Source organism: Methylobacterium sp. Leaf85 (genome assembly GCF_001422125.1).
GTDB lineage: Bacteria > Pseudomonadota > Alphaproteobacteria > Rhizobiales > Beijerinckiaceae > Methylobacterium > Methylobacterium bullatum.
In genome coordinates this window covers 53,656-71,724 of the sequence record NZ_LMME01000035.1, presented here as the reverse complement: position 1 = coordinate 71,724, position 18,069 = coordinate 53,656, and the positions used below count along the sequence as shown (strand labels likewise).

At 68.6% G+C, this 18,069-nt stretch carries 18 protein-coding genes; 10 read left to right on the top strand and 8 right to left on the bottom strand.

The window, feature by feature from the left end:
* Nucleotides 1-255: 255 nt before the first annotated feature.
* Nucleotides 256-2,109 carry a cation:proton antiporter domain-containing protein gene (locus ASF08_RS23085; protein WP_056149956.1) on the bottom strand — a complete coding sequence of 618 codons (1,854 nt, stop codon included), beginning with the start codon at nucleotides 2,107-2,109 and terminating at the stop codon, nucleotides 256-258.
* Between the two features lie 360 nt (nucleotides 2,110-2,469).
* Between ASF08_RS23085 and ASF08_RS23080 the strand changes: the two genes are divergently transcribed.
* The 8 genes from ASF08_RS23080 (at nucleotide 2,470) to ASF08_RS23040 (ending at nucleotide 10,934) form a co-directional block, all read left to right on the top strand.
* The gene (locus ASF08_RS23080; protein ID WP_056149954.1) at nucleotides 2,470-3,672 is read left to right on the top strand and encodes a hypothetical protein; all 1,203 of its coding nucleotides are present in this window, start codon (nucleotides 2,470-2,472) and stop codon (nucleotides 3,670-3,672) included.
* The gene (locus ASF08_RS23075; protein ID WP_056149950.1) at nucleotides 3,669-4,313 is read left to right on the top strand and encodes a hypothetical protein; all 645 of its coding nucleotides are present in this window, start codon (nucleotides 3,669-3,671) and stop codon (nucleotides 4,311-4,313) included. The genes ASF08_RS23080 and ASF08_RS23075 overlap by 4 nt, the downstream gene beginning before the upstream one ends.
* Before the next feature lie 136 nt (nucleotides 4,314-4,449).
* On the top strand, nucleotides 4,450-5,301 hold the full coding sequence (locus ASF08_RS23070) for an AAA family ATPase (RefSeq protein ID WP_056149948.1): 852 nt from the start codon (nucleotides 4,450-4,452) through the stop codon (nucleotides 5,299-5,301).
* 130 nt (nucleotides 5,302-5,431) lie between these two features.
* Nucleotides 5,432-6,412: an aldo/keto reductase gene (locus ASF08_RS23065; protein WP_056149945.1), complete on the top strand. Its 981-nt coding sequence runs from the start codon at nucleotides 5,432-5,434 to the stop codon at nucleotides 6,410-6,412.
* A 12-nt stretch (nucleotides 6,413-6,424) separates the two neighbouring features.
* Nucleotides 6,425-6,949 (top strand): SixA phosphatase family protein, encoded by a 525-nt coding sequence (locus ASF08_RS23060; protein ID WP_056149943.1) that lies wholly within the window; start codon nucleotides 6,425-6,427, stop codon nucleotides 6,947-6,949.
* Between the two features lie 73 nt (nucleotides 6,950-7,022).
* On the top strand, nucleotides 7,023-8,159 hold the full coding sequence (locus ASF08_RS23055) for a hypothetical protein (RefSeq protein WP_056149940.1): 1,137 nt from the start codon (nucleotides 7,023-7,025) through the stop codon (nucleotides 8,157-8,159).
* A gap of 95 nt (nucleotides 8,160-8,254) precedes the next feature.
* A complete protein-coding gene (locus ASF08_RS23050; RefSeq protein ID WP_056149938.1) occupies nucleotides 8,255-9,694 on the top strand; it encodes a YcjX family protein in 1,440 nt (479 codons plus the stop codon).
* A gap of 208 nt (nucleotides 9,695-9,902) precedes the next feature.
* Nucleotides 9,903-10,934, top strand: a complete 1,032-nt coding sequence (locus ASF08_RS23040) for a YcjF family protein (RefSeq protein ID WP_056149932.1) — start codon at nucleotides 9,903-9,905, stop codon at nucleotides 10,932-10,934.
* A gap of 1 nt (nucleotide 10,935) precedes the next feature.
* On the opposite strand, the gene ASF08_RS23035 is transcribed toward ASF08_RS23040, so the two are convergent.
* Complete coding sequence (locus ASF08_RS23035; protein ID WP_018042231.1) at nucleotides 10,936-11,487, bottom strand: RBBP9/YdeN family alpha/beta hydrolase; 552 nt, start codon at nucleotides 11,485-11,487, stop codon at nucleotides 10,936-10,938.
* A gap of 193 nt (nucleotides 11,488-11,680) precedes the next feature.
* Between ASF08_RS23035 and ASF08_RS23030 the strand changes: the two genes are divergently transcribed.
* Nucleotides 11,681-11,908: a hypothetical protein gene (locus ASF08_RS23030; protein ID WP_056150188.1), complete on the top strand. Its 228-nt coding sequence runs from the start codon at nucleotides 11,681-11,683 to the stop codon at nucleotides 11,906-11,908.
* Nucleotides 11,909-12,140: 232 nt separating this feature from the next.
* Here the strand turns inward: ASF08_RS23030 and ASF08_RS23025 are convergent, their stop codons facing one another.
* From ASF08_RS23025 to ASF08_RS23000, 6 genes are all read right to left on the bottom strand, one after another.
* Nucleotides 12,141-13,166: a biotin-dependent carboxyltransferase family protein gene (locus ASF08_RS23025; RefSeq protein ID WP_056149929.1), complete on the bottom strand. Its 1,026-nt coding sequence runs from the start codon at nucleotides 13,164-13,166 to the stop codon at nucleotides 12,141-12,143.
* Entirely contained in the window at nucleotides 13,163-13,891 is a 729-nt protein-coding gene (gene pxpB / locus ASF08_RS23020) for a 5-oxoprolinase subunit PxpB (protein ID WP_056149927.1), read from the bottom strand. Before pxpB ends, ASF08_RS23025 begins: the two co-directional genes overlap by 4 nt.
* Before the next feature lie 111 nt (nucleotides 13,892-14,002).
* Entirely contained in the window at nucleotides 14,003-14,713 is a 711-nt protein-coding gene (locus ASF08_RS23015; RefSeq protein ID WP_056149919.1) for a hypothetical protein, read from the bottom strand.
* A gap of 80 nt (nucleotides 14,714-14,793) precedes the next feature.
* Nucleotides 14,794-15,183: a DUF3618 domain-containing protein gene (locus tag ASF08_RS23010; protein WP_056149916.1), complete on the bottom strand. Its 390-nt coding sequence runs from the start codon at nucleotides 15,181-15,183 to the stop codon at nucleotides 14,794-14,796.
* Nucleotides 15,180-15,575 (bottom strand): phage holin family protein, encoded by a 396-nt coding sequence (locus tag ASF08_RS23005; protein WP_018042238.1) that lies wholly within the window; start codon nucleotides 15,573-15,575, stop codon nucleotides 15,180-15,182. The genes ASF08_RS23010 and ASF08_RS23005 overlap by 4 nt, the downstream gene beginning before the upstream one ends.
* A 10-nt stretch (nucleotides 15,576-15,585) precedes the next feature.
* On the bottom strand, nucleotides 15,586-16,095 hold the full coding sequence (locus ASF08_RS23000) for a hypothetical protein (protein WP_056149913.1): 510 nt from the start codon (nucleotides 16,093-16,095) through the stop codon (nucleotides 15,586-15,588).
* Between the two features lie 406 nt (nucleotides 16,096-16,501).
* On the opposite strand from ASF08_RS23000, the gene ASF08_RS22995 reads away from it, so the two are divergent.
* Complete coding sequence (locus ASF08_RS22995) at nucleotides 16,502-17,923, top strand: alpha,alpha-trehalose-phosphate synthase (UDP-forming) (protein ID WP_026175661.1); 1,422 nt, start codon at nucleotides 16,502-16,504, stop codon at nucleotides 17,921-17,923.
* Nucleotides 17,924-18,069 lie beyond the last annotated feature (146 nt).

Genomic DNA, 18,069 nt, shown 5'->3' with positions numbered 1-18,069 from the left:
CCGCTCATCGTGATCCGTCTCGATCCGTGATCGGTCGGTCAGCACCGTACGGCCAAATCTACGTTTTCAAGATCATCGCGGCTTCATACCGGCGTCTTGAAGACGATCGACACCTCGAAATTATACCGCGCTCCGGTACTCGCAATAGCATTCGTTGGTCGATGTGCCTGAATTCAGGCTCTCTCCCGATTTATCCACTTTCCCGACATTGTTGCTGCGTCGCTCTGTCCGGAATAAGACACAACGCCGGATCGATCAGGCGCTCTTCGCGGGCTGCTCGTCTTTGGCAGGTGTCTCCCGAGCTTCCGTCACCTTCCCCGCTTCGACGTTCTTGCCCACGGTGCGGCGTGCACGGAAGGCCGGCCTCACCTCGGTCTCCTTGCGCTTGAGCATGGCGCGGTACTCGTCGCGCCGCTCGTGGATCGAGGCGATGACGAGGCCCATGGGGACGCCCACATCGACCAGCACGGCCTCCGAGAGCTGCAGGGACGCTTCGATGGTCTCGGGCACGGCGTCGTCGACGCCCATCTCGTAGAGCGCCGTGGCGTGGCGGGCGTCGCGGGCGCGGGCGACGATGGTGATGTCGCGGCGCTCCGCACGCGCCGCCTCCACCACGGCCTCAACGGCCCGGGGATTGTCCAGGGTAACGACGAGGGCGCGGGCATTGGCGATGTCGCAGCGCCGCAGCAGTTCCGGGTTGGAGGAATCGCCGAAATAGACCGGGTTGCCGAGGCGGCGGTGCTCGGAGACGCGGGCCGCGTCCGCATCGAGGGCGAGATACGGGATCTTGTGGCGGGCCAGCATCTCCCCGACCTGACGTCCGACCCGGCCGTAGCCGGCGATGATGACGCGGTTCTGCTGCTTGTCCGGCACCGGCTCGGCGCGGGCGCGGCCGAGATTGGAGCGGGACATCCGCTTGCCGAGGCGCCGGGCCAGGCTCGCCAGCCCCGGAATCGCGATCATCGTCACCGTGGTGACGATCAGCGCCGCCTGGCCGAGGCCATCCGGCACGAGCCCGCCCGCGATGGCGCCGCCGATGAGGACGAAGGCGAATTCGCCGCCGGGGCCGAGGAGGAGTGCGGCTTCGAGCGCGACGCCGCGCGGGATGCGCAGGAACCGGGCCGCCACGAGGATCACCGCGCCCTTGATCAGGATCAGCCCGATGGACAGGCCGAGGATGGTCTTCGGCGCCGCCATCAGCTGGGCCGGGTCGAGGTTCATGCCCACCGACACGAAGAAGACCCCGAGCAGCAGGCCCTTGAACGGATCGATCGTCGCCTCGATCGCCCGGCGATACTCCGTCTCCGCCAGGAGCAGGCCCGCGACGAAGGCGCCGAGTGTCATCGAGAGGCCGCTCGCCGCCGCCGTCAGGGCGGTCGCCACGATGACGAGGAGGCAGGCGGCCATGAACAGTTCCGGCGAACGCGTCCGGGCCACGAGCTGGAACAGGGGCCGGAGCGCGAGGCGGCCCGCCACCACGATGAGCACGAGGGCGATGGCCGCCTGTCCGAGCGCCAGGGCGAGCGCGCCGCCGACATCCGCCCCGTCGCTGCGGCCGAGCACCGCGATGGCGAACAGCATCGGCGCCACGGCGAGATCCTGGAACAGCAGCACGGCGAAGCTGGCGCGGCCCGCGGGCGTGTTCAGGCGCTTCTGTTCGGCCAGGACCGGCAGGACCACGGCGGTGGAGGACAGGGCGAGCGCCAGGCCGACGATGACGGAGGCGGCCAACGGTACTTCGAGGGCGAAGAGGATGATGCCGATGACGAGGGAGGAGGCGAGCACCTGCGCCGAACCGAGCCCGAAGACGAGGCGGCGCAGGGTGCGGAGACGCTCCCATGACAACTCGACGCCGATCATGAACATCAGGAAGATCACACCGAATTCGGCCAGATGCGCGATCTCGGACCGGTTGCCGATGGTGAAGATCGACACCCATGGCACCGTGTCGGCCAACCGCCCCAGGCCGAACGGCCCGAGGATCGCACCCGCTCCGATGAAGCCCAGAACCGGACTGATGCGCAGCCGGTGGAACAGCGGCACCACCACGCCTGCGGTGACGAGAAAGATGATCGCTTCCTTGTAGGATCCGGCGTGAACGTCCGTCATCGAGCTGGGCAAACTCCCGAGGGTGGTGCGCGACGCTGGCCGAGACGGGGCAGCCGAAGTTCTGCACAGGGAACTCCGGCCGCGGGAATCCATCGGGTCGCCGGCAGCGATGAGAGCATGCAAGCCCATGTGCCGCCTGGGCAACCGGCTTTTTGCCGGCCCATGCGGATTTAATCCTTCGCCGTACTCAGCCATGCATGCGGGACGCGCTGGCGCGGACGGGGTTTTGCGCTGCGATACGGAATGGCGCAAAAACGGCACAATGGCCGCATAGGGCGGAACTTAACGATCGGTTAAGTCCCAGCCTACCTCACGGTTTGTTGCGTCGTTTGTCGCGTTTTTTGAAGACACGAGTGCCTCATGCGAAAGTCGCCGCCCAACCGGGATGTTCAGCGCGAACGACGTGACTGGATCCGTGAGTCCGAGCGCTGGACGCACGAGCGCCATCTCGAGAAGGGCTACCGGATCAAGTGGGGCTATGTCGGGATCGCGTATCTCGTCGAGTTCATGGTCATCGGCGCGTCCCTTTGGGGCGCCTGGCTGTTCGCCGGGGTCTACAGCGACGGGGACGACAAGGCCTTCTACTTCATGCTCCTCGCGCCGCTGGTCTACGCGGCGGTGGAACTCTGCCGCGTGCCGCTGGGCATTCTGGCCCGCACGCAGCGCTCCTATTTTATCCGGGCGCTGGCCATCGTCGGCATCATCTTCGCCGCGGGCGTCACCACCAAGTCGGTGTCGCAGCTCGGCGAGATGATGTTCCACCCCCGCCTGATGGATGCGGCCAAGGCCAAGACCGCCCTCAAGGACGCGCAGGCCGACCGCTCGACCATCGACAACCGCATCGCCGCCGCCGATGCCCGCGTCGCCCAGTACACCACGGAACTCGACCAGATCGAGAAGCGCGCCGCCGAGAACGCGAGCCAGCTTTCGGCCTTGCCCGCCCAGCGCTGTGAGCGCGTCTCGGGCACCAACAGCAAGGGCCAGCGCTATTCCAACCTGAAATGCGTCACCGATCCGCGCACCGCCACCCTGAATGCCAGTGTCGGCAAGGCCGGCGCCGACCGGGCGGTGGTGACGAAATCCCTCGAGGAAGCGCGCAAGGCGCGCGCCGAACTCGACCGCGGCATGGCCGAGCGCAAGGTCGCCGATGCCGAGCAGGCCTACCGCAATTCGGTGAACCGCTCGCAGCTCCACTCCTTCACCGCCATGGTCTACGGCGTCGACCCGATCGACGTGACGGACGCGCAGGTCCACGCCTTCCTGCGCATCTTCGTGTTCGTCCCGGCCCTCTGCGCCGCCTTCGCCTCGACGATCCTGGCGCTCTGCGCGGTCTCGGTGCGCAAGACCTTCATGGACGAAGACGATCTCGGCGCCGCCGTAAATCTCGAGGCGACGCCCTACATGCTCGACTCGATCACCGATTCCATTCGCCAGGAGATGGGCCTTACGCCGCCCAAGCCCGTGCGTGACGTGACGCCGACGGGCGAGGTCATTCCGCTGGATCGCCGGACCGCGCCCAGTGCCAACTTACCGCCGGTGGCCAGCGCGGGAGCCGGCGCATGAGCATCCACGCATCGGGGACGCCGGAGAACGTGGTTCTCGCCCAGAGCGTCAATGGCCGCCTCCGGGCCGAGACGCGGATCACCGCCGCCCGGGCCTTCCTGTTCCGGGCCATCGGGGCGGGAGCCTTCGCGGCGCTCGCCGGCATCGGCATCGGCGCGGCGTCCTACGGCTACGCCTACATGAACCAGTTCGACTCGGCCGCCGAGAAGATCGCCGCCGCCATGCAGGCCGCGCTGTCCGACGTGACCTTGAAGACCAAGGGTGAGGTGACGCTCACCGACAACGTCCTGAAGCTCGAAGGGGGACCCGTCCGCTCCTCCCCGTCGCCGACCCAGGCCCAGCTCGGCAAGGACGCCGCCCCCGCCTCCAAGGCCACGGTGAACACCACCTTCACGGTGTTCAAGCAGGTGCCCTACATGGACGGCCAGATCGTCACCGGCTGGAACTTCCGCGCCAACGAGGAAGTGCCCTTCCAGCAATATTGCTACTTCTCGCGGCGGACCAACGAGGCCAAGGGCCAGGTCGAGATGAAGATCGACCTCGCCATGGACGGCAAGGTGCTGCCGCAGCCGCAGAAATCCGACGTGAACCTCGCGATCCTGGCCTCGAACTGCGTGTGGAGCGACGGGAAGTCGCTTTGAGGGCTCTACGCTTCAGCCGAATTTCGGTAGTGGGAGGGCACCAGTCGCCATCCCGCTTCGGGGAAGCGCGCATCGGCTGCTCTGCAGAGGCTGAAGCTTCCCAATGGATGAAGCCGCAACAGAAAGCCGACGCCTAATGCGCTTTACCGGTACCGCCGATTACGTCGCCACCTCGGATCTCACCACCGCCGTCAACGCGGCCATCGTGCTGGAGCGGCCGCTGCTGGTGAAGGGCGAGCCCGGCACCGGCAAGACGGTGCTGGCGGAGGAGATCGCCAAGGGGCTCGGCGCGCCGCTCCTCACCTGGAACGTCAAATCCACCACCAAGGCGCAGCAGGGCCTCTACGAATACGACGCGGTCTCGCGCCTGCGCGACAGCCAGCTCGGCGATCCGCGCGTGTCGGAGATCGGCAACTACATCCGGCGTGGCAAGCTGTGGGAGGCGTTCACGCATCCCGAGCGGCCGGTTCTCCTCATCGACGAGATCGACAAGGCCGATATCGAGTTCCCGAACGACCTGTTGACCGAACTCGACCGGATGGAGTTCCACGTCTACGAGACCGGCGAGACGATCCGCGCCGAGCGCCGCCCCATCGTCATCATTACCTCGAACAACGAGAAGGAACTGCCGGACGCGTTCCTGCGCCGCTGTTTCTTCCACTACATCAAGTTCCCCGACGCCGAGACGCTGAAGGCCATCGTCGAGGTGCATTACCCCGGCATCAAGCACCGCCTAGTGGAGGAGGCCCTACGGGTCTTCCTCGAGACGCGGGAGGTGCCGGGTCTGAAGAAGAAGCCCTCCACCTCGGAATTGCTGGATTGGCTCAAGCTCCTCGTCTCGGAGGATGTCTCGCCAGAGACCCTGCAAGAGCGCGATGGCCGCAAGCTGATCCCGCCGCTACACGGCGCGCTTCTGAAGAACGAGCAGGATGTCAGCCTGTTCGAGAAACTGGCCTTCATGATGCGGCGGGAGGGGCGGGGCGGCTAAGCAAGCTTAGCAAAGGTGGCCACCGGTTTTGCGTTTTAAAACCTGCTGAGGACCACCTTCGGCCGAGCTACGCTCGCCGGCGCCATTCAAACTCGATCTCGCGTCCCCATCCTGCAAGCGGACCGCTTCCATGAAACTGAAGAAACTCGGCCGGACCGGCCTCGACGTGTCGCCGCTCTGCCTCGGCTGCATGACCTACGGTATTCCCGAGCGCGGTCCCCACCCGTGGACCATGCGTGAGGACGAGAGCCGCCCGCTCATCCGGCAGGCGATCGAGCTCGGCATCAACTTCTTCGACACGGCGAACTACTATTCCGACGGGACCAGCGAGGAGATCGTCGGGCGCGCCCTCAAGGACTTCGCCGACCGCGACAGCGTCGTGCTCGCGACGAAGTGCTATTATCCGCTCAAGGACCAGCCCAATGCCGGCGGCCTCTCCCGCAAGGCGATCTTCGCCTCCATCGATGCCAGCCTGAAGCGGCTCGGCACCGACCATGTCGATCTCTTCCAGATCCATCGCTGGGATTACGGCACCCCCATCGAGGTGACGATGGAGGCGCTCCACGACGTGGTGAAGGCCGGCAAGGCCCGCTATATCGGCGCGTCCTCCATGTACGCCTGGCAATTCGCCAAGGCCCTGTTCACCGCCGATCTGCATGGCTGGACCCGGTTTGCGACGATGCAGGACCATTACAACCTCCTCCACCGCGAGGAGGAGCGCGAGATGCTGCCGCTCTGCGCCGATCAGGGTATCGGTGTGCTGCCCTGGAGTCCGCTGGCGCGCGGGCGCCTGACCCGCGACTGGGACGAGCGGAGCGCCCGCCAGGATTCCGACGAGGTCGGCAAGCGGCTCTATGCCTCCGCAGAGGAGGCGGACCGGGCCATCGTCGGCAAGGTGGCGGAGATCGCGCAAGCGCGCGGCGTGTCGCGGGCGCAGGTGGCTTTGGCCTGGGTGATCCAGAAGCCGATCGTCACCGCGCCGATCATCGGGGCATCGAAACCCACCCACCTGACCGATGCCGTGGCGGCCCTCGACCTCGCGCTCGATGCCGACGAGATGTCCGCCCTCGAAGCGCTCTACACGCCGCACCCCGTCGTCGGCTTCCAGTAAGGTCCATCCTCCATGCGCCGCCTGATGCTCCTGCGCCACGCCAAGTCCGACCGTTCGCCGGGCGTGCGCGATATCGACCGTCCGCTGAACCCGCGCGGAGTCAAGGCCGCGCCGCAGATGGGGGCCTATCTGGCGGCGCAGGATCTGATCCCCCGGAAGGTCGTCGTCTCTCCATCCTTGAGGACGCGACAGACCTGGGAGGGCATGTCCGCCGCCCTCGGCAACCCCGAAACCGAGATCGTCGATGCGATCTACGAGGCACCGGACAGCGCGCTGCTCGAGGTCATCCGGGCGACGCCGGCCGACATCCGGACCCTGCTCATGATCGGGCACAATCCCGGCCTGCAGGATCTCTCCCTCGATCTCGTAAGTGACGGTCCCCGTGAGGCGAGGGCGCGGCTCTCGGTGGAATTCCCGACCGCGGCGCTCGCCGTCATCGATATCGAGGGCGAGGCCTGGACCGGGTTCCGTCACCGTGCGGGCCGGCTCGAACGGTTCGTGACGCCCAAGGGCCTCGACCGCGACGACGCCGCCTAAGGCTATGTCGATCGATTGAACGGATCACCGGCTGGGCCGTTGCTCAGTGCCATGGCCCGCCACCGCTGATCCCGTGTTCGTCACCACGCTTCTCGTCCTGACATCCCTGATGCCGCGCATGGGTATCGGCCTCGACGCCGTGACGTCCGGCCTCGCTCGCGCCGAATCGGCCGTGGCGATGGTTGCCCCTCCCTCCGAGACCCCGAGTTTTCTCGCCAGCGAGAGGGCGGTGTCGAACTGGCGCGCGGAGGCGGGGACGACCTTGCGTCCCGCTTCGCTCGCCCTGGTGGCCCGCTATGCGCCGGTCCCGCCCGCTTTCGTCGCGCGCTGCGTCAAGCTCAACAATTACTGGTGCATCAAGAGCGCCCGGTGGCGGGGCGAGATCGGCAGCGATGCCGAGGGGCATACCGGGTTCGCCACCGCCGGCGACGGCGCCGACGCGGCGGCCTCCCTGCTGCGGCGCTATTATCGCGAGTTCGGCCGCCGCAACGCCCTGTCCATCGTCCGCCGATGGGCGCCGGCGGAATGCTCCGTTTCGAGCGGCGGGGGATCGGGCGGAAAGGTCTCCACCGGCCTCGCGCCGCTCGGTCTCGGCAAGACGGTTCGCGCCCGCTACCTCGCCCGCCATGCGCGCGGAGGCATGCGAATGCCCCGCACGGTCGCGCGGGGCGGGCCGCTGCGGGTTCAGCCCTGGTCGCCGCTGGCGAGGATGGCGGGTGGGCCGAAGCCCCGGCCCATCCGTGTCGCGGGGGCGGCCGAGACGATCGGCCGGCCGGCGATCACGCCGATCATCGCGAGCCCGTCCGAGACCGGGGCGACATCGCCGTCCTCCCGGCTGGCAGACCGGTTCGCAGCGGAATCCGCGGCTTTGCCCGCCCTCGCGGCCGGGATGCCGGGCCTTCGGCTGCAGGATCTGGCGGCACCGGCGCCGCTCTGCGGCAATGACGAGGTCCGCATCCGCAATTACGCCACCCGGATCGCCGCCAGCGTCGGCCTCAAGGTCGAGGACGATCTGTCTCTGTTCGATGCCGATGGCCGGCCCTCGCCCCGTCTCGCCCCGGTGATGCTCGCCATGTCGGCGGTGGAACTCGGCGTGCTGCGGGCAGGACCGGATCTGGTCGAGGCCGCCATCGCACGGCTCGCCGCCGCCCAGGTCGATCCTGGCGAAGTCGATCCCGGCCAAGTCGATCCCGGCGCGGTGGAGCGATGACGCGTCCGGTTCTTGCGTTCGCCTGAGACGCGCGCCACCTCACCCCTGCATTCGCCACCCATCCTCCCCCTCCGGCCAAACGAGACCCTCGCTTCATGATCAGCTTCGCCTCGCGCGCGGGCTCCGCGATCCAGGCCTTCGCCGAGGCATCCAGCGATCTCCTGATCCAGCCGACCCTGAGGCTCGGCGTCACCGGTCTCGCGCGGTCGGGCAAGACGGTGTTCACGACCGCGCTGATCCATCATCTGGTGGAGACCCATGCGCTGCCGGCCTTCGCGCCCGCGCATGAGGGACGGCTGCGCCGGGCCCGCCTCGTGCCGCAACCCGACGACGACGTTCCGCGCTTCCCCTACGAGGATCATTTCGCGGCCCTGACGGAGCAGCGCCTGTGGCCTCGCTCCACCGACCGGATCAGCCAGTTCCGCCTCGCCATCGAATACGAGCGCAAGGGCGGCTGGCGCTCCGGGCCGGGCACGCTGATGCTCGACGTGGTGGATTATCCCGGCGAATGGCTGCTCGACCTCGCGCTGATCGACCAGAGCTACGCGGAATGGTCCGCCGCCACCATCGCGGGCACCCGCCGCACCGGGCGCGCCGCCATCGCGGCGCCCTGGCTGGCGGTGCTGAAGGACCTCGACCCGTCCGGCCCCCTCGACGAGGTCGTGGCCGAGCGCGCCAGCATCGCCTTCACCGCCTACCTCACCGCGTTGCGCGCCGGGCCGGAATCGGTGGCGACCACGCCCCCGGGCCGTTTCCTCATGCCCGGCGACCTCGCCGGATCGCCGGCTCTCACCTTCGCGCCCCTCGACGCGCTCCCGGAGACGATCGTCCCGAACAGCCTCGCGGGGCTGATGGAACGGCGTTTCGAGGCCTACAAGGCCAAGGTCGTGGAGCCGTTCTTCCGCAACCATTTCCAGCGGGTTGACCGGCAGATCGTCCTCGTGGACGTGCTCGCCGCCGTCGATGCCGGGCCGGCCGCCCTCGCCGAGTTGGAAGAGGCGCTCGATACCGTGCTCCTCAGCTTCCGGATCGGCCGCAACACCATCCTGTCGCGTCTCTTCGCGCCGAGAGCGGACCGCATCATGTTCGCCGCCACCAAGGCGGATCACCTGCACCAGACCAGCCACGACCGGCTGGAGGCGTTGCTACGGCTCCTCGTCTCCCGCGCCATGCGCCGGACCGAGGCGGCCGGTGCCCGCGTCGGCACCGTTGCGCTGGCTTCCGTGCGGGCCACGCGGGAGACCACCGTCCACGATGACGGCATGACCCTGCGCGCTGTGTCGGGAACGCCCGAGGCGGGCGAACACGTGGGCGACGAGGTCTTCGACGGTCGGAGCGAGGCGGCGGTGTTCCCCGGTGAGTTGCCGTCCCGGCCCGAATCCGTGCTGGAAGGCGCGGTGCCGCCCGGCTCCCTTCGCTTTCCGCGCTTTCGCCCCCCGCTGGTCCGACCCGACGCCCATGGCCGCCCCGGCCACCTGCCGCAGATCCGCCTCGACCGTGCGATGCAGTTCCTCATCGGCGACAAGCTTACGTGAGCGCCGCCGTCCGTCATCCCATCCCGTCCGCCGACCTCATCCTGAGGTGCCGCGCCAGCGGCCTCGAAGGAGGGTTCCAGGCTCCGCTGCGCGAACTGGAGGGCTCCTTCGAGGCCTCCGCTCCGCTCCGGCACCTCAGGATGAGGTGGGCGGATGGGGGAAGGCCGGTCTCGCAGTTTGCCTATTACGCCTCAGACAGGGTCCACCCATGACCTCTCCGAACCGTCCCCGCGCCTTCCGCATCCCCGCCGCCGAGCCGGCCGAGGGACTGGAGGGCATCGTTCCGCCGCCGGTGCCGCCGAACGCGGTGAGGATCGTCGAAGAGACGTTCGAGATCGTCGAGGCGGCGGACGGCACCGCCGTGCCGGTGGCTCCGAAATCGCGGGCGCCCTGGCTGTCGGTGCTGATGCTGGCTTTGGGCGGCCTCGTCTCGCTCGGGGTCGGCCTGTCGCTGGAGCGGATGATCGCCGACCTGTTCTCCGCCGCGCCCTGGCTCGGCGGGGTCGCCCTGGCTCTCCTCGTCCTCGCGGCCATCGCTTTCCTCGCCCTGGTGATGCGCGAGCTCGCGGGCATCTGGCGCGAGCGCCGGATCGAGAAGCTCCGGTCGAAGGCCATCGAGGCCATCGCCACGCGGGATCACACCGGCGCGCAGGCGGTGGTCGCCGAGCTTTGCGACCTCTACGCCACGAGGACCGGGCTCGCGGCCGGCCGCCAGCGCCTGAAAGCCCTGGGCGATACCATCCTCGACGTGGACGACCGGATCGGGCTCGCCGAGCACGAACTGCTCGAACCCCTCGACCGGCAGGCCCGCAATGCCATCGCCTCGGCCGCCAAGCAGGTCTCGGCGGTGACGGCGCTCAGCCCGCGCGCCATCGTCGACGTGGCCTTCGTGGTCTTCGCCGCCGTGCGCCTCCTGCGCCAGATCGCGACGATCTATGGCGGACGGCCGGGTTTCCTCGGGTTCCTGCGCCTTGCCCGCGCCGCCTTCGCGCATCTCACCGTCACGGGCGGGATGGCGGTGGGCGAGAGCATGATCCAGCAGGTCCTCGGCCTCGGCATCGCCGCGCGGGTCTCGGCGAAGCTCGGCGAGGGCGTGCTCAACGGCCTGATGACCGCCCGGTTCGGCCTCGCCGCCCTGGCGGTCTGCCGCCCGCTCCCCTTCGTCAGGGAGGAACCTCCGCGCCTGTCGGACGTGGCCGGGGAGTTGCTGAAGCCGATGGGCGGGGCCGAGAAGGCGTGACTCAGAGCCCCTTGAGGAAGCCCGCCAGGCGCATCAGCCCTTCCGGCCACGGACCGTGCCCGCTCGCCACGTTGATGTGGCCGGATTCGCCAGCGTCCACCAGGGCGGAGCCCCAGGCATAGGCGAAGTCCTCGGCCCTGTCATAGGCGCAATAGGGGTCGTTGCGGCTCGCCACCAGCAGTGACGGGAAGGGCAGGGGATCGCGCGGCACCGGCGCGAAATCCGTGACGCTGGACGGCAGGTCCGGCGTCCGCTCCACGTCCGGGAACGCCACCAACAGGGCGCCCCGCACCTTGCCCTCGGGAAAGGCGGGCGCGGCCTGGACGGAGGCGACTACGCCGAGGCTGTGGGCGATGAGCATCACCGGCCGCGTCGCCGCCTCCACCGCCTCGACGATGCGTGCGCGCCACGATGCCGCTTCGGGATGGTGCCAGTCGTCCTGCTCGACGATGCGGGCATTGGCCATGCGGGCGGCCCAGCCGGCCTGCCAATGGCCGTCTTCCGAGCCTGCATAGCCGGGGAGGATGAGGATGTCGCAATCGGCGAGCTTCATTCTGCCCCGATAGCGGCTCGCTCGCGCGGCGTCGAGACGGGTGAGGGGAATTGGGCAGGCGTCACCGCGCCGAGTGAGATGCCTCCGGGCTGCGAGAGGCGGCGGCCCATCATTTTCATCGAGCGCCCGCGCGGATCACGGTTTCCCGCGTTAGCCGAGTGTCGCGCGCTCAGGCGTGCCCAGGAGGATGGACATGACGAAGCTCTTCATCGCCAATATCCGCGCAGCCAAGGGCTTTCGCCCGTTGGTCACGGTCCGGGCTGCCGCCGAAGGTGAGGCCAAGGTCTTTCTCGCCGCGGCCTATCCCGACGACGAGATCGTCGATGTGGTCGAGCCGAGCGACTGGGTCAGCGATGCCGATACCGGGTCCGCGCCGGGTGATATCCGCGAGCATGCCGGCGTCGAATGGCAGTCCCCGTGAAGCGTGAACGAGACGAGGGGGCGACGGCTCCCCTCGATTCCGGCGCGGCTTTCATTGGCTAGAACTGCGCCCGACCACCGCCGTCCCAGACCATCGGCCAGCCCCGACACGGCCATGAGGAAGGGCCTCCGGAAATGGACCAGGCCCGGGCCGCTCCACACCGTGAACCGCTCCGTGCAGCCGGTGGTGTTCATCGCGCATCGCAGAGGGACGAGACAGAAGAGATCGCGCCCTATGGGCCTTCCCGCAGGGCATCGACGGCGTGACCGGCGAGGTTGGCCCCCAGGAGCCGCTCGGCGTCGAAGCCGCCCAGCGGCCGAAAGCGGCCGGGCAGGTCGGCGATGGCGCGCTGCCGCCGGAGCGCGGCCTCCCGCGCCGTCGCCAGGGTGACGGCCTCGAACCGGACCGGATCGCCCGGCCGGCTTTGGGCGAGGCGGCGCAGATCGGCCGAGATCACCGTGGCGATCTTCGGATAGCCGCCCGTGGTCTGCCGATCCGCCATCAGCACGATGGGCAGGCCGTTGCCCGGCACCTGGATCGAACCCATGACGGTGGCGTCCGAGACGATGTTGTAGCCCCCCTCGCCATGGGCGATGGCGGGGCCGTCGAGTTGGTACCCCATCCGGTCGGCGCGGTGCGACACGGTGAAGGTCGAGCCCAGCAGGGTGTCGATCCCGCCTTGCGGGAAGCGGTCGGCCTGGGGGCCGAGCATGACACGGATCGGTGCATCCCGGTCGAGGGGAACGGCATCGGTGGTCCGGTCGCCCGGTGTGTTGCCCTCCGCAGCGGCGAAGGTCAGATGGTCGCCCGCTTGGAAGAGCCGGCCGTCGGCACCCCCGATCCCGGCGCGGAGATGGAGCGAAACGCTGCCGAGCACGGCGCCCGCCTCGAACCCGCCGGCCACGGCGAGGTAGGCGAACGCTCCCTCACGCGGCGGGTCCACGATGAGTTCGGCGCCTGGCGCCAGGGTCGCGGTGCGGTGGCCGGTGAGGGGGGCTCCGTCGATACGCAGGGTGCAGGGCGCGCCGGCACAGGCGAACCAACCCCGTCCCGCCTCCACGACGAAGCGACCGCCGCCGAGGCCGAGTTCGAGGACCGGCGCGTCGGGCGCATTGCCGACGAGGACATTCGCGGTCGCCATGGCGAGGCGATCCATGGCGCCGGAGCCGGAGAGGCCGTAGCGCTGGTAGCCCCGTCGTCCGCCGTCCTGCAGGCTGAGCGCGCCGTGGCATCGCGCGATGACGAGACGCCCGCTCACGGCGCGGTCTCGCAGTCGACGATGCGCTCACCGGCCTCCGCGGCCCGGTCGAGTTCGTCCCATCTTTGCGGCTCGATGGGCAGGAAGCGGATCGCGTCGCCGGGCTCGAACAGGAAGACCGGGTCGCGCCCCGGCAGGAACGAGCGGACGGGGGTCCGGCCGAGGAGATGCCATCCACTGGGGGCGGCGATGCTAGCCACCAGAGCCTGCACGCCGCCGATGGAGATGGTCCCGACCGGCGTCACCGGCCTTGGGCTCTCCCGGCGCGAGAGAGCAAGGCTCGGGTCGAGGCCGGAGAGATAGGCATAGCCCGGCAGAAAGCCGTTCATGGCCACACGGTAATCGGCGGCCGCATGCCGGGATACGACCTCGTCGGCGCTCAACCCGTGATGGGCGGCGACATCGGCGAGGTCGATGCCGAACGCACCGCCATAGACCACGGGAAGGCGCCAGAGCCGGCGCGGCGTCGTCCCGGCGGGGATCGTACCGACCAGGGCGAGGAGCGCGGATTCAAGCGCGCCGGGCTCGACCGCGCAGGGATCGAGGTGGACGGTGAGCGACCTGTAGGTGGGAACGGCCTCTATGAGCCCCGGTATGCCGGCATCCCGCACGGCGCGGTCGAGGGCCAGGACCAGCGCGTTGGCCTCGGGGTCGATGGTCTCACCGAACTCGACGGTGATCGCGGTATCGCCGCACCAGAGCAGGCGGGGCTGAGGGGCTGCCACGGGTCGCAAGGCGTCGCTCGTCGGATCGTCTCCCCAGTCCCAACACGAAGGGGCGGCGCTGTCGAGCGCCGCCCCCTCTTTCATCCTGTAACCCCTTGGGGAAACCAGGTCTCAGTGCGACCGCCCCGGCGATACGTCGGGCTTGCGGAACGGCTCGGAACCGCCCTGGGTCGCCGCGTTCAGGTTCTCGGGGTCGAGGGCGCTTTCCACGAACTCGCGGCCACGGTCGGCGAAGTCGCGGGCGTAGCGGATGCCCTGGTCCTTCACCTCGTCGGCCCACGGACCCACCGTTTCGTCCTCGCGGCGCGTCCGGGGAAGGAGGGCGCCGAGGAGCAGACCCGCCGCGAGGCCGACGACGCCCACGAGAAGCGGGTTCTCGGTGACGAACTGCTCCACATTGGTCTTGCCCCGGTCGAGGCGCTGGCTGCCGCGCTCGGCGAACTCGCCGATGCTGCGACGGGTGGACCGGTGAGTGTCCGCCGCCCAGTCGCGTGCGTCGTCATAGGTCTCCGACGCACGGTCGATCAGCGACTCCGCCTTGTCCTTCACGGTGTCGCGCGCATCGAGTGCGGCCGCCTTGGCTCGGTCGGCATAGCCCTCGGCCTTGGCCTGGGCATCGTCGGCGAGGTCGCCGGCCTGGTGGCGAAGGTCGCCGGCCGTCGTCCGTGTTTCGCTGCGGGCACGGTCGGAGATGTCATGGAGCGAACGAGCGGTCTCATCGCCGTGCGGAAGGCTGGCGGCGCCATGGGGAAGGCCGGCCGCGAGGGCGATGTCGTCGGGAAGCGAGCTCTTGGGCTCGCCTGGGATGCTGCTGTGGCTCATGGAGGCGACTCCTGTCGGATGGGAGATGGAGCGGCGACGCCGCTGCCGGGTCGGTCAGGTTTCGATCGGCCTTCGCAGGCCTAAATCTGTGTTTCCTCCGCCAGTTCCTTCACGGGCTGGCGTGTCGGCTGGTCGGGGTCGTAGGCCTTGGCGGCGGCGCCCGGCGTCACCGGCAGCGCACCGTCGGGATCGATGAGGGAACGCTTGGTCAGCGTCTGCCGATCCTTGCCGGTGCGATGCAGCAGCCAGCCGATGCCGGCGGCGATGAGCAGGACGGGAACGGGATTGCGGCGGATCGCGTCGAGGGCGCCGTCATAGGCTCCGCTCAACGGTGTCCGGCGTACATTGCCCAGCATGTCGTCGACGATGCTGGGGACGGAGAGCCTGTCCTGGATGCGGTCGATGGTCTGGTCGAGGCGGGCACGGCTCGCCTCGATGTCCTTTTCGAGATCGTTCAACGATTCACTCATCCCGATACCCTTTCCGACAATGCGCGCGCGTCCTGGCGCATCTGCCGTGTCGTGCGGGTCGGCGCCAGGGTGGAGAGGGACATGGCGTTCCGTCCGATCAGGGCGAAGACGATGGCGACCACCAGAAGCACGCCGCCGACGATGAGGGCGGACAGCGCTTCCGAATGCACCACCGTGGCGAGCCACTTCACCAGGGCGTCCACGAGGACGAACAGGGCGACGACCCCGAACACGCCGGCGCCGACCATCAGCGCGAGGCCGATGAACAGCGTCCGGACGTTGCTCGTCATCTCGGTGCGAAAGAGCGCCATCTCCTTGCGCGCGAGTTCGCTGGTCTCGCGCAGGGCATCGCCGACGAGGCTTTGAATGCTGGATTGCGGGCCGTTCGACATGACGTCCGGCCTAGCTGCGGAACGCGTCGCGGGCATCGCGGTGGGGCGCGATGCTCGACGACTTGATGAAGCGCGAGACGACGAAGCCGGTCACGAAGGTCGCGACGGCAACGGCGACGGGAGCGCGGCGGGCGAAGGCTTCCGCCTCGTCGTAGAACTCGGCGAAGCTGCGGTTCTCGATGGAGGTGCCGAGCTGCTCGAGCCCCTCGGCGGCGCTGTCGAAGAACGCCTTGATGTTCGGCTGCTCCTCGAAGGACTTGCTCGAATCCCGCAAGCCCTGGGCGAGATCGTTCACCGACTGGGCGGCGTCGCCCTTGCGGCGATCGGCATAGTCGGTGGCCTGGGCTCGCGCGGCGGCGACGAAGCCCCGGCCGCGCTCGACGGCCACGTCGGCGATGCCCTCGACATCGCCCTTCAGCGCACGCCAATCACCGGTCGGAGCAGCAGCCTCGCCGGAGCCGATCCCGGGGGCGTTCGCCGCGGATGCCGGGCCAGTGGGTTGATTTGCGTTCACGCGCATACTCCTCGATCACTTGTGGGCTGTGTCACTTGTGGCTCTTCAACAACATGGAAACAGACGCGGTTCCGCAAGGAATGCTCATCGTCGAACGGTGGGCGAGGGACCGGCCGCGACATCCCCGCCGATGCGCGCCGGGCCGCCTTCCCATAAGACCGTTCGGCGTCGCAAAACCGACGACGGACCGGCATCGTCGGGCGGGGGACGGGTCGGGTGATCCACTGCGGAACCGACATTCGTCCTTGCCTGCCCTGGCCGTGGGCGATGCGGTCGGTTAGGTTGACTGACGGAATATGAACAGACGTGGCTGTATCGGACGGATCACGGTCGCGTTACGCGCGTTGAACATCGGAATGTCTTGTCCGGCGCGCCCCTGGTGCGCTGCACGCTGAGGACCGGAGCCCGCTGAGTGGCACGCCTTGTCATCGTATCGAACCGTGTGGCCATCCCCGAGGACAGCGGGAAATCCGTTGCCGCCGGAGGCTTGGCGGTCGCCGTCAAGGAGGCCTTCACCTCCTATGAAGGTCTGTGGTTCGGGTGGAGCGGCAAAGTCGTCGAGGACCCGTCCGAGGAGCCCGAGCTCATTGATCGTGGGCGTGTCCAGTACGCCGTCGTCGATCTCTCGCCCCAGGACCACCGGGAATATTACAGCGGGTTCGCCAACCGTGCCCTCTGGCCGATCATGCATTATCGGCTCGGTCTCGGTGCGTTCTCCCGCTCGGATTATGCCGGCTACCAGCGCGTCAACCGCATCTTCGCGCGGGCGCTCGCCAAGCTGATCGAGCCCGACGACATCATCTGGGTCCACGACTATCATTTGCTGCCGCTCGCCTCGGAGCTGCGCGGCCTCGGCATCGCCAACCCTATCGGCTATTTCCATCACATCCCCTGGCCGGCCGCGGACGTGTTTAACACGCTTCCCGCCAGCAACGATCTTCTGCGCGGCATCGCCGATTACGACCTGATCGGCCTGCAGACCGACCCGGACGTGCACAACCTCTCGCGCAACCTCATCGACGAGCTGCGGGCGATCCCCCTCGGCGGCGGCTCGCTGATGGTCGACGGGCGCCGCACCCGCATCCGCAGCTTCCCCATCGGCATCGATGTCGCCGGGTTCAAGGAGGCGGCGGAGAATGCCGGCGCCAACAAGACCGTGCGCGAGACCATGGCGGGCCTGCGCACCCGCAAGCTCCTCATCGGCGTCGACCGGCTCGATTATTCCAAGGGCGTGCCCGAGCGGATGGAGGCGGTGGACCGCTTCTTCGCCTCGAATCCAGACCAGCGCGGCAACGTCGTCTATCTGCAGATCACGCCGAAATCCCGCACCGAGGTGCCGGAATACGAAGAACTCAGCCGCGAGGTGAACGAGACCGTCGGCGAGATCAACGGCGCCCTCGGTGAGCCCAACTGGACCCCGATCCAGTATGTGACGAAGGCCTATCCGCGCCCCGTCCTGGCGGGTCTCTATCGCGCCGCCCGCGTCGGCCTCGTGACGCCCATGCGCGACGGCATGAACCTGGTCGCCAAGGAATACATCGTCGCCCAGACGGCGGACGATCCGGGCGTCCTCGTCCTGTCGAAATTCGCCGGCGCCTCCCGGCAACTGCCCGAGGCCCTGCTGGTCAATCCCTACGACCGGTTCGAGGTGGCGGAAGCGATCCGCACGGCGCTCTACATGCCGCGCGGCGAGCGGATCGAGCGCTGGAAGCCCATGGTCGACCGCATGACCCGCGAAGACGTGGATTGGTGGGCGCGCAATTTCCTCACCGACCTCGAGAATTTCCGGACCATCGAACGCGAGCCACCCCGCGCGGCCGCCGCCGCCGAGTAGCGGTTTCCTCCCCGTCGGTACGACAGGGAGGGCCTGATTGTCTCTATCGGCAGCGTGACGGGATAGGCAGCGGGCGGGAGACCGGGGTATCGTTCTTGCCTAACCCCGTTCCGATTTCCGGCTCGCGTTCGGCGAGCCGATGCACC

Bases quoted from the DNA above. Each gene is read 5' to 3' on its own strand.
- ASF08_RS23085 (WP_056149956.1), bottom strand. From the start codon at position 2,109: ATGACGGACGTTCACGCCGGATCCTACAAGGAAGCGATCATCTTTCTC.
- ASF08_RS23080 (WP_056149954.1), top strand. From the start codon at position 2,470: ATGCGAAAGTCGCCGCCCAACCGGGATGTTCAGCGCGAACGACGTGAC.
- ASF08_RS23075 (WP_056149950.1), top strand. From the start codon at position 3,669: ATGAGCATCCACGCATCGGGGACGCCGGAGAACGTGGTTCTCGCCCAG.
- ASF08_RS23070 (WP_056149948.1), top strand. From the start codon at position 4,450: ATGCGCTTTACCGGTACCGCCGATTACGTCGCCACCTCGGATCTCACC.
- ASF08_RS23065 (WP_056149945.1), top strand. From the start codon at position 5,432: ATGAAACTGAAGAAACTCGGCCGGACCGGCCTCGACGTGTCGCCGCTC.
- ASF08_RS23060 (WP_056149943.1), top strand. From the start codon at position 6,425: ATGCGCCGCCTGATGCTCCTGCGCCACGCCAAGTCCGACCGTTCGCCG.
- ASF08_RS23050 (WP_056149938.1), top strand. From the start codon at position 8,255: ATGATCAGCTTCGCCTCGCGCGCGGGCTCCGCGATCCAGGCCTTCGCC.
- ASF08_RS23040 (WP_056149932.1), top strand. From the start codon at position 9,903: ATGACCTCTCCGAACCGTCCCCGCGCCTTCCGCATCCCCGCCGCCGAG.
- ASF08_RS23035 (WP_018042231.1), bottom strand. From the start codon at position 11,487: ATGAAGCTCGCCGATTGCGACATCCTCATCCTCCCCGGCTATGCAGGC.
- ASF08_RS23030 (WP_056150188.1), top strand. From the start codon at position 11,681: ATGACGAAGCTCTTCATCGCCAATATCCGCGCAGCCAAGGGCTTTCGC.
- ASF08_RS23015 (WP_056149919.1), bottom strand. From the start codon at position 14,713: ATGAGCCACAGCAGCATCCCAGGCGAGCCCAAGAGCTCGCTTCCCGAC.
- ASF08_RS23010 (WP_056149916.1), bottom strand. From the start codon at position 15,183: ATGAGTGAATCGTTGAACGATCTCGAAAAGGACATCGAGGCGAGCCGT.
- ASF08_RS23005 (WP_018042238.1), bottom strand. From the start codon at position 15,575: ATGTCGAACGGCCCGCAATCCAGCATTCAAAGCCTCGTCGGCGATGCC.
- ASF08_RS23000 (WP_056149913.1), bottom strand. From the start codon at position 16,095: ATGCGCGTGAACGCAAATCAACCCACTGGCCCGGCATCCGCGGCGAAC.